We start from the raw sequence: 13353 nt of genomic DNA, 5'->3' as shown, positions 1-13353 counted from the left end.
GCGTCGGCCGAGGCGCTCACACGTACCCCCCGATGGGTCTTCAGTTGTTGAGCCGCACCGCGCCCGGCAGCAGCGGGATCTCCGCGCCACCCGCGGTCCGGAGCTGGTCGCCGCCGCTCTGCGGCCCGCAGAGGCCGGAGACGATCAGGTTGTTGAACGCCTCCTGCATCGCCGGGTCCGGGTAGAAGTTGATGCCGAAGTTCATCCCGAAGGCGAGCTGGGTGCGCCCGTCGAGCGAGGTGAGCACCTGGGTGACCTGGCCGATCACGCCGCCGTCGTGGCCCCAGAACGTGCCGCAGGGCAGCTGCAGCGCGTAGATGCCGAGGCCGTAGCGCAGCGCGTCCGGCTGCGCCGGGTCCCACGGCACGGTCTCCATCAGCGCCTTCTGCTGCGCCGGCTTGAGCAGCTTGCCGGTGATCAGCGCGCGGTAGAACGTGTTCAGGTCGGCCGTGGTGGAGATCATCTCGCCGGCCGTCCACGCCCAGGTCATGTTGTAGACGCTGAAGTCCCGCAGCGTGATCTCGCCGGTCTGCTCGTCCGGCCAGGCCACGTACGCACCCGCGTGCGGCCCGCGGATCTGGGGATCACGCCCGGGGAAGTAGGTGTCGCGCAGCCCCAGCGGCCGGATGATCCGACGGTTGATCTCCTTCTCCGCGTCGTTGCCGGTCACCTTCTCGATGATCAGCCCGGCGAGCACGTAGTTGGTGTTCGAGTACGAGAACACCTCGCCCGGCGCGCCCGTGTCCGGGAACGACTGCCCGAGCCGCACCAGCTCGTCCGGCGTGAACGTCCGCGTCCGCCACTCCTCCAGCTCGGCGTACGTGTCCAGCGCCGCCGTGTAGTTGCCGATGCCGCTGGTGTGGTTGAGAAGCTGCCGCACCGTGATCTTCGGATCCAGATCGAAGCGCGGCAGCAGCCGGTCCACGCTGGTGTCGAGCGACAGCCGGCGCTCGCCCACCAGCTGCAGCACCGTGGTGGAGACGAACGTCTTGGTGACGCTGCCGATCCGGTGCCGCGAGTCCGCCCGGGCCGGCGCACCGGTCTCCACGAACGCCACGCCGGACGCTCCGGTGAACGTCTTCCCGTCCCGCCGGACCTGCGCGTACGAACCCGGCACACCGGTTGCGGTGATCGCGTCCAGCAGCGGCTGGATCTCGGCGGCCAGCTGGTTCTTCGGCGCGGCGTTCGCCACCCCCGTGTGAGTCAGCGCCGCGGTCCCGGCGAGCACGACCGCCACGACAGCCGCCCCGGCCCGGTGCCACAGTCCTCTGTTACGCCCTGATTTCGACATGCGTCCATCCTGGCCGGTGCGCTCCACCCCGGTCGTCGCCCGCGCAGCGGAACCCGTTCTCCGCCTCACGACGGACCCGGCCGGGGCGACATCCGCGCCGGGGATGAGACGGAGATCCACTCCGCCAGGCCGCGATCTGCAAGGTCGCAGATTGGGGTCTGGCTTTATGCCCGGGGGCGTGTAAAACTGGATCCACGGTTGGAGCGGCACTGCAGGATCGGTAACTTCAAAGGCGTTTCGGGGGTTGGCGCACGGCCCGCCGGAACGCCGGCAAGAGAGCAAACGAAGGCACCTGGCGGCAACCGGGTGCCTTCGTAATGTGCAGCCGAGGCGATCCCCTCTCCCAGCACCCGCAGCAGACGGGCCAGCCCCTCGCGAGCGGCCATCCGCGCCGGTCAACGACGTATCGGCGAGTCTGTCGCACGGCCCTCCTTCTACCCCGTAAGATGGATTGCATCCTGCGACCTCGCAGATCGGTTACTGCAATAAGTAACGTTCCTACATAGGGGATCTGGACGTCATGACCTCGCCTCCGGCTGAATCGCCCGCGGTCGCGCGGCGCCGCTTGAGGCTCGCGTTGCGACGCGCCCGCGAGGAGAACGGCTTCACCCAGCATCAGGTCGCGGACGAGATGGAGTGGTCCATCTCGAAGGTCATGCGCATCGAGAGCGGCGAAGTCACCATCTCGGTCAATGACACCCGGTCCCTGCTGAACTACCTCGGCATCAGCGATCCCGAGGAGGTCGCCCGCCTCATCCAGTCCGCACGGGACGCCCGTAAGCGCGAGTGGTGGGACGAGGCCCAGTTCCGGGAGCACCTGCCGCCGGCGATGCGCCGCCTCATCCAGTTCGAGACCGAGGCGCGGACCATTCGCTACTTCCTCTCCATGCTGATCCCCGGCCCGCTCCAGGTTCCGGACTATGCGCAGGCGGTCTTCGCCGCCTTCCAGACGAAGCTGCCCGAGGCGACCGCGACGGTCCGGCGCGAGGCCCGGCAGCGCCGCCGCCAGGCCTTCCTGGAACGACGCGACAATCCGGCCGTCATGCTGCTGCTGGACGAGTCGGTTCTGCACCGCACGCTCGGCGACTACCACCTCCTCGCGACCCAGCTCTTCGACCTGCACTCGCTGGCGACGCAGGGCAGGCTGACCATCCGGATCATTCCGTTCACCACCAGCACCGCGCTGGCCATGCTCGCGACGTTCGAGATCTACGACTTCAGCGATCCTGACGACAGCTCCGCGGCGAATGACAACGACGCCGTGCTCTACCGCGAGAGCAACCTGCTGGACGAGCTGGTCGAGGACGACTCCTCCGTATCGCGACACCTGACCGAGTTCACAGATCTGTGGAACGCCGCGCTCAATGAGGGCACGTCGATCCAGATGATCCTCGAGGCGGCTCAAAAAGCCGCCGCCCTTGCCGGCACCACCAGTACCAGCACATCCCAATAGAGAACAACGGCGGGCTCGACGACCCGATGAGGCGTCGCCGCCCGCCGCCCCAGAAAGGCACAACAGTGACCAAGCACAACACCGCAGCGTGGCGGCGTAGCACCTTCTGCGGAACGGGCGCCTGCGTCGAGGTCTCCACGACCGCGGACCGGCAGTTCATGCGTGACGCCAAGGAGCAGGACGGCGCGATCCTGGCCTTCTCCCACGCCGCATGGGGCACCTTCGTCTCGGGCGTGAGGAGCGGCAACATCAGCGCTGAGTGATCGCCGCACGGTGGTGGGTGCGGAGTCAGACCCGATCCGCACCCCCGCCGAGGGGGAGATACCTGGAAAAACAGCCAGGAATCAACCTTCATCCGCGCTCACTCACGGCCATCGTTTCCCTACTGTGCGCTCATCTGCTTATGGTGGAGGGTGAGCACAGGGAGGGAGCTCTCATGCCAGCCGATCACCAACTGCAGTGGAGACGAGCCTGCGGCAACGGCGCGTGCGTGGAGGTGGCGACGACGCCATCCAACGCGTTCGTCCGCGACTCCAAGGCGCCCCATGACGCCCGACTAGCCGTGTCGGGGTCCGCGTGGAGCGCGTTCATCACCGCCGTCGCGGGGGGCGGCATTCCGACCGACCGTCACTAGTGCGCACCAAGCGGGGGCGGGGCCCAGGCCGCCCCTGGCCGAAACGCATCAGGCGGACCGTCTCTCCGCGGTCCGTTCGACCAGGCCCAGCAGATCCTCCAGGTCCGCCTCGAACTCGGCGGTCCGCTCCTCCGCCGAACCGGCCGTGAATCGCCCGGTCACCTCCGAGGCGCCGTAGCCGAGCGCGAACGTCGACAGCATCCGTTGCAGCCGCAGGACCTCCGCGCGGGCCACGCCCGCGTCGCGGAGCGCGTCGCGGATGCGTTCCTGCACCCGGTCCGCGTCCTCCGCCTCGCCGGCCGCCGGGCGCGCCACCAGCAGCGGATACGCCCCGGGATGCGCATGCGCGAGATCGCGGGCGGCACGGGCGATCGCCCGCAGCCGGTCCCGCCAGTCGCCGTCCGACACCGACGAGTCGTGCAGCTCCTCCAGCAACTGCTGGACCAGGCCGTCGAGCAGCGCCTCCTTGTTACCCACGTACGGGTAGAGCGCCATCGAGCTGAGCCCGACCCGCCGGCCGACGGCACGCATCGAGACCGCGTCCAGGCCGGCCTCGTCCGCCAGCGCCATCGCCTGCCGCAGAATCACCCGCTGCTTCTCGTCCACCCCACCGAACGTAGAGCGAATTCCGCCGGCACGCGGTGAAATCAGCACCAGCGGCGCGGCGGACGACCTCGGCCGATCTTGCGGCGACGGGGACGGACCGCGCCGTGCAGGTGCGCGCCGGCCCAGCCGTTGAGCCGGGTCTGACAGCCGCCGGGGCTGCCGGAGCCGGGCAGCGGCAGCTCCGCCTCCGGGGAGGCGTAGGAGCGGTGCTGGCGTGGTACCACCCGGCCACCGCATGCGGTGTCGTCCGGCTCGGGGAAGTCCACCGGACCTTCCTCCGCCATGTCGCTCCTCCTTGCTGAACCTGTTCCGTGCGGTGCGCGCGGTGCAACCTCGCGCGGCCCCGCGTTCGCACCCGTCGAGAGTAAGCGGTTTCACGCGCCGTGGGGACTTCACACGCTGCGGTGAACATCACTCGCGTCCGTGCCTTGATCAGGTAATTCATGGTCATCCCGCACGCGCCGGGCGACGCACCGGGCGCAGCATGGCAGGCTTGGCCGGTGGCGAATGCGGGGAGCGGTACGAAAGCCGGCGAACCGGACGGCGGGCCGCTGGCCGCGACGGTGCGGCGGGTCGAGCGGAGCGCCGGCGGCCTGGCCACCGCCGCGATCGCCCGGATGGACGAGTCGCTGCCCTGGTTCCGGGAGCTGCCGGCCGACCAGCGGTCCTGGGTGATGCTCGTCGCCCAGGCCGGCGTGCGCTCGCTGGTGGAGTGGCTGCGGTCCAGCGGCGGCACCGCCGACGACACCCAGGAGGTCTCCGACGAGGTCTTCGCGACCGCGCCCCGCGCGCTGGCCCGGGCGATCTCGCTGCAGCACACGGTCGCGCTGGTCAAGGTCACCATCGACGTGGCCGAGGAGCAGGTGCCGGAGCTGGCCGCGCCGGGCGAGGAGGTCGCGCTGCGGGAGGCGATGCTCAAGTTCTCCCGGGAGATCGCGTTCGCGGCCGCCCGGGTCTACGCGCGGGCCGCGGAGTCGCGCGGCACCTGGGACGCCCGGCTGCAGGCGATGCTGGTGGACGCGCTGCTGCGCGGCGACTCCTCGGACGTGCTGGCCAGCCGTGCGGCCGCGCTGGGCTGGGCGGACGCGGCCCCGGTCGCGGTCGCGGTGGGCCGGTCCCCGGGCGGCGACCTGGCCGCGATCCTGCACGGGTTCTACCGCGCCGCGCGGCGGCTCGGCGTGGAGCTGGTCGGTGGCGGGCACGGCGACCGGCTGGTGCTGGTGATCGGCGGCGCGCCGGATCCGGTGGTGACCGTGCAGAAGCTGATGGAGGGGTTCGGCGACGGCCCGGTCGTGGTCGGCCCGGCCGTGCCGAGCCTGGACGCGGCGACCGAGTCGGCGCGCGCGGCGCTGACCGGCTACCGCAGCGCGGTGGCGTGGCCGGCGGCACCGCGCCCGGTCGCGGCGGACGACCTGCTGCCGGAGCGTGCGCTGGCCGGCGACCCGGAGGCCCGGCGTACGCTGCGGGACTCGGTCTACGGCGCACTGACGCGGGCGGGCGGTGAGCTGCTGGAGACGCTGGACGCGTTCTTCGCGGCCGGCGGTGTGCTGGAGAGCGCGGCCCGCGGCCTCTTCGTGCACCCGAACACGGTCCGCTACCGGCTGAAGCGGATCGCGGAGGTGACCACGTTCTCCCCGCTGAACTCGCGGGACGCGTTCGCGCTGCGGATCGCGCTGACGGTCGGCCGGCTCGACCCGCCGAACGCGGTGTTGCCTCCGTCACGCACCACCCCACGCCAAGGGTGAGCTTTGTAGGTATCGCACAAAAGCTTTAGTGTGGTTTGGTGCCTGTCAGCAGCGCTAGACGACGTCGTCATCCCGCAGAGTGTCAACCGTGCTAGCCGTTCTCTCCCCAGGGCAAGGTTCACAGAAGCCCGGCTTCCTCGCGCCGTGGCTCCAACTCCCCGACGCCGAGGCCCGCCTCCGCGCGTGGTCCGAGCCGGCCGGCGTCGACCTGGTGCACCTGGGCACCGAGGCGGACGCCGAGGAGATCAGGGACACCGCGCGCACCCAGCCGCTGCTGGTCGCGGCCGCGCTGCTGGCCGCGGAGCGGCTCCCCCTCAGCGAGAGCGGGGACGGCACCGTGGTCGCCGGGCACAGCGTGGGCGAGCTGGCCGCGGCCTCGATCGCGGGCGTGCTGACGCCGGAGTCGGCCGTCACGCTCGCCGGCGTGCGCGGCCGGGAGATGGCCGCGGCCTGCGCGCTGGAGCCGACCGGCATGGCCGCGGTGGTCGGCGGCGACCCGGACGAGGTGGTCGCCGCGATCGAGTCGTACGGGTTGCACGCCGCCAACCGCAACGGCGCCGGGCAGATCGTCGCGGCCGGTGCGAAGGACCCGCTGGACAAGTTCGCGGCCGACCGTCCCGGTGGCGTGCGGGTGATCCCGCTGGCCGTGGCCGGCGCGTTCCACACGCCGTTCATGGCACCGGCCGAGGTCGCGCTGGGCGCGGTCGCGGCGGACGTGCCGACCGCCGACCCGACCCGGATCATGCTGTCCGACCTGGACGGCGCCGCGGTCGCGGACGGCGCCGAGATGCTGTCCCGGCTGGTCCGCCAGGTCACCGCGCCGGTCCGCTGGGACCTGGTGATGCGCACGCTGGCCGCGCGCGGCGTCACCGCGGTGATCGAGCTGGCCCCGGCCGGCACGCTCGCCGGTCTGATCAAGCGCGAGTTCAAGGGCCCCGGCCTGCCCGAGATCGTCACCCTGAACACGCCGGACGACCTCCCCGCGGCGCTCGACCTGATCGCACGACACACCGAAGGACGGAACTGACATGGCCGGCAGCCGCATCCTCGCGCTCGGGCACTACCAGCCGGCCCGGGTGGTGACGAACGAGGAGCTCTCGCACACGATCGACACCAACGACGAGTGGATCCGGGATCGGGTCGGCATCGCCGAGCGGCGCATCGCGGACGGCGAGTCGGTCGCGGACATGGCCACGTTCGCCGCGGAGAAGGCGCTGGCGAACGCGGGGCTGACCGCCGCGGACATCGACCTGGTGATCGTGGCGACCTGCTCCGCCGAGGACCGCTGCCCGAACGTCGCGGCGATGGTCGCGGCGCGCCTCGGCATCACCGCGCCGGGCGCGTTCGACCTGAACGCGGCCTGCTCCGGCTTCTCCTACGCGCTGGCCACTGCGGACCACGCGATCCAGGCCGGCTCGTCCCGCAACGCGCTGGTGATCGGCGCGGAGAAGCTCTCCGACGTGGTGGACTGGACCGACCGCACCACCGCGGTGCTGTTCGCGGACGGCGCCGGCGCGGCCGTGGTCACCGCCGTCGCGGAGGGCGAGCCGTCCGGCATCGGCCCGGTGCTCTGGGGCTCCGCCCCGGAGAAGGGCGACGTGCTGACGATCGCGGGCTGGCGGCCGTACATCAAGCAGGAGGGCCAGGCGGTCTTCCGCTGGGCCACCACCGCGATCGCGCCGGTGGCGAAGCAGGCCTGCGAGAAGGCCGGCGTCGCGCCGGAGGAGATCGCCGCGTTCGTCGCGCACCAGGCCAACACGCGGATCATCGACGGCATCGTGAAGCGGCTCGGTCTCAAGGACGCCGTGGTCGCGAAGGATCTGGTCGAGTCCGGCAACACCTCGGCGGCCAGCATCCCGCTGGCGCTGTCGAAGCTGGTCGAGCGGCGCGAGGTGCCGTCCGGCGCGCCGGTGCTGCTGTTCGGCTTCGGCGGCGGCCTGACGTACGCCGGTCAGGTCATCCGCTGCCCCTGAGTTCTCGCTCACCCGACGTGCAGCGAGTAGCAAGACCCCAACCCGAAAGGACCATCACGCACATGGCTTCCCGCGAAGAGATCATCACCGGCCTCGCCGACATCCTCAACGAGCTCGCCGGCGTCGAGCAGTCCGACGTGACCGAGGAGAAGACCTTCACGGACGACCTGGACGTCGACTCGCTCTCCATGGTCGAGGTGATCATGGCGGCCGAGGACAAGTTCGGCGTGAAGATCCCGGACACCGAGATGCAGAACCTCAAGACCGTGGGTGACGCCGTCTCCTACATCGAGGCGAACGCGTGACCTCTGTCGACGTCGTCGTCACAGGGCTCGGCGCCACGTCCCCGCTCGGCGGGGACGTGGCGTCCACCTGGGACGGTATGCTGCACGGTCGCTCCGGGGTCAGCCGGCTGGCCCAGGACTGGGCGGCCGAGCTGCCGGTGCAGATCGCCGCGTCGCTCGCCGTCGACCCCTCCGAGATCATCGACAAGCCGAAGCTGCGCAAGATGGACCGCTCCGAGGCGATAGCGGTCATCGCGGCACGCCAGGCATGGGCCGACTCGGGCCTGGCCGATTCCGGGCTCGACCTGGAGCGGCTCGGCGTGAGCATCGGCTCGGGCATCGGCGGCGCCACCACACTGCTCGACCAGGACGACATCCTGGAGGAGCGGGGCGCGCGGCGGGTCTCGCCGCACACCATCCCGATGCTGATGCCGAACGGCCCGGCCGCGTTCGTCGGCCTGGAGCTCGGCGCGCAGGCCGGCGTCCACTGCGTGGCCAGCGCCTGCGCCACCGGCGCGGAGGCGATCGCGCTGGGCCTGGACATGATCCGGGCCGGGCGGGCCGACGTGGTCGTGGCGGGCGGCACCGAGGCCGTGATCCACCCGCTGCCGATCGCCGGTTTCGCGTCGATGCGCGCGATGTCCACGCGCAACGACGACCCGGAGCGGGCCTCCCGCCCGTGGGACAAGGGCCGGGACGGCTTCGTGCTCGGTGAGGGCGCGGGCGTCGTCGTGCTGGAGCGGGCCGAGCACGCGATCGCGCGCGGCGCACGGATCTACGCGCGTCTGGCCGGCTCCGGCATCACCTCGGACGGCTTCGACATCGTGCAGCCGCACCCCGAGGGCGCGGGCGCGATCCGGGCGATCGGCAAGGCGCTCCGCGACGCGGGCCTGACCGGTGCGGACATCGTGCACGTGAACGCGCACGCCACATCCACCCCGGTCGGCGACATCGCGGAGATCGCGGCGCTGCGGGCCGCGGTCGGCACGCACCCGGTGGTCACCGCCACCAAGTCGATGACCGGGCACCTGCTCGGCGCGGCCGGCGCGCTGGAGTCGATCGCGACGATCCTGTCGATCCGCGACAGCATCGTGCCGCCGACGATCAACCTGGACGACCCGGACGACAAGCTCGACCTGGACGTGGCCGCGCACAAGGCCCGTCCGCTGGAGATCCCGGCGGCGCTGAACAACTCGTTCGGCTTCGGCGGGCACAACGTGGCGCTGGTCTTCACCCGCCCGTAGCACGGAAGAGGGGGCGGCTCGCCGAGCCGCCCCCTAAAACCGGTTCAGCAGGTGGTGCGCGGCAGCCCGTCCACCTCGACCGGCGAGCTGCCCTGCGGCTTCGCCTTGCCCGCGAGCACCTCGGCGAGCGCGGTCAGCTGCGCGGGCGCGTTCGAATAGGTCGCCAGCAGCACCGGCGACCGGGACGACGCCAGCAGGTAGGGCAGGTCCATCGACACCGTCACCTGCGCGCCGGAGGACAGCTCGGCGGCGCCGTCGCCGTACCCGACCAGGTGCACCGTGGTGCTGCCGCCGGACGCCACCACCTCCAGGCCCGCCTTGCGCAGCGCCTCCTCCAGGTTCTTCTTGGAGTCGGTGCGGCCGCTCGCCACCGTCACCGTCACCGGGCCGGCGACCGCCGCGCCGTCGCAGGCGCCGCGCAGCAGCGTGATCGACCGGCGGGCCACGTCCGACAGCGGCTCGGCACCGGACGGCGCACCGACCGTGGACATCGGCGGCACCGCGTCCTGGGCCAGCGTGAAGCGCAGCGTGAGCACGCGAGTGGCCGCCTCGATCAGCCGCTCCCGGGGGAGCGATCCGTCACCCAGCGCGGCCAGCAGGCCGGCGTGCGCGGCCGGCAGGTCCGGCGGCATCAGCAGCAGGTCGTTGCCGGCGTTCAGCGCACGCACCGCCGCCTCCCCCGCCGGCCAGGCCATCGCCGGCTCCATGTTGAGCGCGTCGCTGACCACCACGCCCTGGAATTTCAGGTCGCCGCGCAGCAGGTCGGTCAGGACCTTCTTGGAGAACGTCGCCGGCACGCCCGGGTCGATCGCCTGCACGTCCAGGTGCCCGGACATGACCAGTTGCGCGCCCGCCTCGATGCCGGCCCGGAACGGCGGCAGGTCGCCGGCGTCCAGCGCCTTGCGGTCCTGGCCGAGCACCGGCAGCGCCTCGTGGCTGTCCGTGGTGGTGTGGCCGTGGCCGGGGAAGTGTTTCAGCGCGGCCGCGACGCCACCGGCCTGCAGCCCGCGCACCGCCGCGGCGACCTGCTCCGCGACCGCCTTCGGGTCGTCGCCGTAGGAACGCGAGCCGATCACCAGGCCGCCGGGGCCGCCGAGCACGTCCGCGACCGGCGCGAAGTCGACGTTGACGCCCATCGCGGCCAGCTCGCCGCCGGCCACGGACCAGGCCTTCTCGGTCACACCGACGTCACCGGCGGCGCCGAACGCCATCGCGCCGGGCAGCGCGCTCACGCCGGTGCGGATCCGGGTGACCACGCCGTACTCCTGGTCGGTGCCGATCAGCATCGGTGCGGCGCCGGCCGGCAGCTTCGCGTGCGCGGCCTGCAGGCCCTCGGTGAGCGCGCGGACCTGGTCGGGTTTGTCGACGTTGGTGGTGGGCTGGTTCTTCCCGGTCGGGTCGTCGGCGCTGAACCCGACCAGGATCAGGCCGCCGAGCCGGTACTTCTCCACCATCTGCGCCGGGGTGTCCACGCCGGCCAGCCCTTGGTTACCGGCCTTGGAGCCGGCCGAGACGTCGGTCGCGGACGCGCCGTACGCATACGGCATCAGCACCTGGCCGGCCAGGTCCTCGTCCTTGAGCTGCGCGACCAGCGCGGCCGCCTGCGCGGCCGGATCCGGCGCGGACGAGGGCACGGCCAGCGGGACCGTGGCGTCCGGCGACGACTCCGGGCTCGCCGGGGGCTCGGTGCCACACCCCGTCAGGACGAGCATCAGAAGCAACGGGGGTACGACGAGAGGGCGCCACCGGCTCGACCGGTGAACGCCGTTGGGTATGTCCGGCACGCGCGCCATTCGACCAGGCGTGCCGGAATTGAGCAACCCCACCGGGGCCCGGTTGCCGCCCCGGTCACCCGCACCGGACCGGAATCGCACAGCCCTCATCCGACCCGGGTGAGCACCATGTTCGGAGCGCCATCACCCGCGTACCGATACGGCTCCAGCTCGGCGTCCCACGCCGTTCCCATGGCCTTGTCGAGCGCGTGCGCCAGCGCCTCGGGACCCCGGGCCGAGGACATGATCGCCCGTAGGCGGTCCTCCCCCAGCTGGATGTCGCCGGCGGCGCCGCAGGTCGCGCGGAACAGGCCGCGACCCGGCACGTACATGAAGCGCTCGCCGTCGACCCCGGGACTGGGCTCCTCCGTGATCTCGAAACGGATCATGGGCCACTGCCGGAGCGCAGCCGCCAGCTCCGCCCCGGTACCTGGCCGCCCGCTCCACCCCGACTCCGCCCGGCGGGCGCCGGGATCGACGGGCTGCGCGGACCAATGCAGCTTGACCGGCGCGGTGAGGACGCGCGCGATCGCCCACTCGACGTGCGGGCACACGGCGAGCGGGGTCGAGTGGACGTATATGACGCCACGCGTTGGCACGGTGACCTCCCGAAGACACGAGGTGCGTCTTCCCCTACGACCTCGATCTCCACGGTCGGCCGGGTTTCATGATGCCGTCTGTGGCAGATGGTGCGCCAGGGAATCGGGCAAACTCTGTGCGGGGATCGGCCCTTTTTCTGCGTACACCGATGCTGGTGTAGGCTCTTTACGGGCGACCCTGGTCGCCCACTTCTCTTCTGTGAATGTCGTTCAAGGAGTACCTCCGTGGCGAGCAGTACCTCAAAGACCGCGCGCGCGTCAGTCCGCGCTGGACAAGGCCAGGGTGCCGCCCTGAGCGTGCTGGGCGAGTACAAGTACCTGATTCCGCTCAACAAGGGCAAGCACGCTTACGTGCGGAACCTGACCAACGGCAAGACCACGCACATGAGCACCACCTCCGACGCGTTCGTCGAGGAGATCCGGGTGCTGGCCGCGGCCGGCCACGGTGCCAAGATCCGTGCCGAGCTGGCCGCGCTGAACGAGGCGCACCCGCAGGACGGCTGGGGCGCCGCCGAGAAGAAGCTCGTCGACGCGGGCGTCTTCGAGGGCTGATCCACCCTCTTCGCGGAAGGCCGGCACCGTGACGGTGCCGGCCTTCCGTACTTTTGCCTCCTGGAATTCTGCGCTTTCACGCGTGATGATTGTTACCCGTGGGTATCCGGTGGTCCGCGGCGAGATCCATTCGCGGAGGTGCCCATGTCGCAGCGTCAGACCCTCCTCCCCACCGGCACGGAGGTAAAGCTTCCCGACGGCGTCCGGCTGCACGCCGAGACCGGCGGAGACCCGGACGCGGACCTGACCATCGTGCTGCTGCACGGCTGGACGCTGGACGTGCGCTGCTGGCACCGGGTCCTGGCCGAGCTGGGTGAGACCGGCGCCCGGATCGTCGCCTACGACGCGCGCGGCCACGGCCTCTCCGACGCCACGCCGCTCGACTGCGCCACGCTCGGCCAGCTCGGCGACGACCTGCGCACCGTGCTGGACGAACTCGCCCCCACCGGCCGGGTGATCCTGGCCGGCCACTCGATGGGCGGCATGACGATCATGGAGTACGCGCACCGGCACCCGGAGCACTTCGCATCCCGGATCGCCGGCCTGGTGCTGGTCTCCACGTCCGCCGAGGGCACCTCCCGCACGCACTACGGCCTGCCCAGCCCGCTGGCCACGCTGTTCCGGCTGGCCGAGACGGCCGGTGCGGGCGTGCTGGCCCGCTGCGGCACCTGGCGCCCGCACCGCGCGGTGCTGCCGGTGCTCGGGCCCGCGATCCGCTGGCTGCTCTACGGCGACCGGTGCGACGGCTCCGACCTGCGGCTCACGCTCTCCAGCGTGGGCCGGTGCTCGCTGCGCGCGATCGGCGGCTTCCGCACCTCGATCGGCACCCAGCAGCGCCTGGACACGCTGTCCGAGCTGGGCGACGTACCCGCGGCGGTGCTGGCCGGCAGCGACGACCGGCTGACCCCGCCCGCGTGCGCGGAGGCGATCGCGGACGCGCTGCCCGGCACCGAGCTGACGCTCTGCCCCGGCGGCGGCCACATGCTGATGCTGGAGCGGCCGTCCGAGGTGGCCGGCGCGCTCGCCGCGGTCACCAACCGCGCGGCCGGATCGACGCCGCTGCGCGCGCCGGGCCGCCGGGGCAACCGCCGGGCGACACATCCGGGCACCGCCCGGGCCGCCTGATCCGCGTTCCTTACCGGCCAGTAGCGAAAAACGTCGACACGGTGGCGAGCGGAGGGGTAGGTTCGATGGCCGCAC

At 71.8% G+C, this 13353-nt stretch carries 15 protein-coding genes; 10 read left to right on the top strand and 5 right to left on the bottom strand.

Features of this window, described 5'->3' with window-relative positions; all coding sequences use genetic code 11:
- Positions 1 to 40 precede the first annotated feature (40 nt).
- Entirely contained in the window at positions 41 to 1291 is a 1251-nt protein-coding gene (locus J2S43_RS01205; RefSeq protein ID WP_306826619.1) for a serine hydrolase domain-containing protein, read from the bottom strand.
- A 520-nt stretch (positions 1292 to 1811) separates the two neighbouring features.
- On the opposite strand from J2S43_RS01205, the gene J2S43_RS01200 reads away from it, so the two are divergent.
- The 3 genes from J2S43_RS01200 (at position 1812) to J2S43_RS01190 (ending at position 3378) form a co-directional block, all read left to right on the top strand.
- Positions 1812 to 2744 carry a helix-turn-helix domain-containing protein gene (locus J2S43_RS01200; protein ID WP_306826617.1) on the top strand — a complete coding sequence of 311 codons (933 nt, stop codon included), beginning with the start codon at positions 1812 to 1814 and terminating at the stop codon, positions 2742 to 2744.
- Between the two features lie 65 nt (positions 2745 to 2809).
- A complete protein-coding gene (locus J2S43_RS01195) occupies positions 2810 to 3007 on the top strand; it encodes a DUF397 domain-containing protein (RefSeq protein WP_306826615.1) in 198 nt (65 codons plus the stop codon).
- Positions 3008 to 3147: 140 nt separating this feature from the next.
- Positions 3148 to 3378, top strand: coding sequence for a DUF397 domain-containing protein (locus tag J2S43_RS01190; RefSeq protein ID WP_306826614.1), 231 nt, complete (start codon positions 3148 to 3150; stop codon positions 3376 to 3378).
- A 48-nt stretch (positions 3379 to 3426) separates the two neighbouring features.
- Here the strand turns inward: J2S43_RS01190 and J2S43_RS01185 are convergent, their stop codons facing one another.
- Both J2S43_RS01185 and J2S43_RS01180 read right to left on the bottom strand, forming a co-directional pair.
- Positions 3427 to 3984 carry a TetR/AcrR family transcriptional regulator gene (locus J2S43_RS01185; RefSeq protein ID WP_306826612.1) on the bottom strand — a complete coding sequence of 186 codons (558 nt, stop codon included), beginning with the start codon at positions 3982 to 3984 and terminating at the stop codon, positions 3427 to 3429.
- Positions 3985 to 4025: 41 nt separating this feature from the next.
- Entirely contained in the window at positions 4026 to 4268 is a 243-nt protein-coding gene (locus J2S43_RS01180) for a hypothetical protein (RefSeq protein ID WP_306839808.1), read from the bottom strand.
- 159 nt (positions 4269 to 4427) lie between these two features.
- On the opposite strand from J2S43_RS01180, the gene J2S43_RS01175 reads away from it, so the two are divergent.
- The 5 genes from J2S43_RS01175 to fabF all read left to right on the top strand — a co-directional run bounded on the left by J2S43_RS01175 (position 4428) and on the right by fabF (position 9230).
- Positions 4428 to 5729, top strand: a complete 1302-nt coding sequence (locus tag J2S43_RS01175) for a PucR family transcriptional regulator (protein WP_370881577.1) — start codon at positions 4428 to 4430, stop codon at positions 5727 to 5729.
- Positions 5730 to 5817: 88 nt separating this feature from the next.
- Positions 5818 to 6756: an ACP S-malonyltransferase gene (locus J2S43_RS01170; RefSeq protein ID WP_306826609.1), complete on the top strand. Its 939-nt coding sequence runs from the start codon at positions 5818 to 5820 to the stop codon at positions 6754 to 6756.
- Position 6757: 1 nt separating this feature from the next.
- The gene (locus J2S43_RS01165; RefSeq protein WP_306826607.1) at positions 6758 to 7702 is read left to right on the top strand and encodes a beta-ketoacyl-ACP synthase III; all 945 of its coding nucleotides are present in this window, start codon (positions 6758 to 6760) and stop codon (positions 7700 to 7702) included.
- A 62-nt stretch (positions 7703 to 7764) separates the two neighbouring features.
- A complete protein-coding gene (locus J2S43_RS01160; protein ID WP_306826606.1) occupies positions 7765 to 8007 on the top strand; it encodes an acyl carrier protein in 243 nt (80 codons plus the stop codon).
- Entirely contained in the window at positions 8004 to 9230 is a 1227-nt protein-coding gene (gene fabF, locus J2S43_RS01155; protein WP_306826604.1) for a beta-ketoacyl-ACP synthase II, read from the top strand. The genes J2S43_RS01160 and fabF overlap by 4 nt, the downstream gene beginning before the upstream one ends.
- A gap of 44 nt (positions 9231 to 9274) precedes the next feature.
- Here the strand turns inward: fabF and J2S43_RS01150 are convergent, their stop codons facing one another.
- Together J2S43_RS01150 and J2S43_RS01145 are read right to left on the bottom strand one after the other, a co-directional pair.
- Positions 9275 to 10942, bottom strand: coding sequence for a glycoside hydrolase family 3 protein (locus tag J2S43_RS01150; protein ID WP_306826603.1), 1668 nt, complete (start codon positions 10940 to 10942; stop codon positions 9275 to 9277).
- Positions 10943 to 11109: 167 nt separating this feature from the next.
- On the bottom strand, positions 11110 to 11601 hold the full coding sequence (locus J2S43_RS01145; protein ID WP_306826601.1) for a DUF3145 domain-containing protein: 492 nt from the start codon (positions 11599 to 11601) through the stop codon (positions 11110 to 11112).
- A gap of 225 nt (positions 11602 to 11826) precedes the next feature.
- Here J2S43_RS01145 and J2S43_RS01140 point away from each other — a divergent pair, with 225 nt between their 5' ends.
- Both J2S43_RS01140 and J2S43_RS01135 read left to right on the top strand, forming a co-directional pair.
- Entirely contained in the window at positions 11827 to 12153 is a 327-nt protein-coding gene (locus tag J2S43_RS01140; protein WP_306826599.1) for a hypothetical protein, read from the top strand.
- A gap of 144 nt (positions 12154 to 12297) precedes the next feature.
- Positions 12298 to 13278 (top strand): alpha/beta fold hydrolase, encoded by a 981-nt coding sequence (locus J2S43_RS01135; protein WP_306826598.1) that lies wholly within the window; start codon positions 12298 to 12300, stop codon positions 13276 to 13278.
- The last annotated feature ends 75 nt before the right edge of the window (positions 13279 to 13353 follow it).

It is taken from the genome of Catenuloplanes nepalensis (genome assembly GCF_030811575.1).
Classification (GTDB): domain Bacteria; phylum Actinomycetota; class Actinomycetes; order Mycobacteriales; family Micromonosporaceae; genus Catenuloplanes; species Catenuloplanes nepalensis.
The sequence above is the reverse complement of the archived record's forward strand: the minus strand, read 5'-3'. Positions and strand labels throughout refer to the sequence as shown.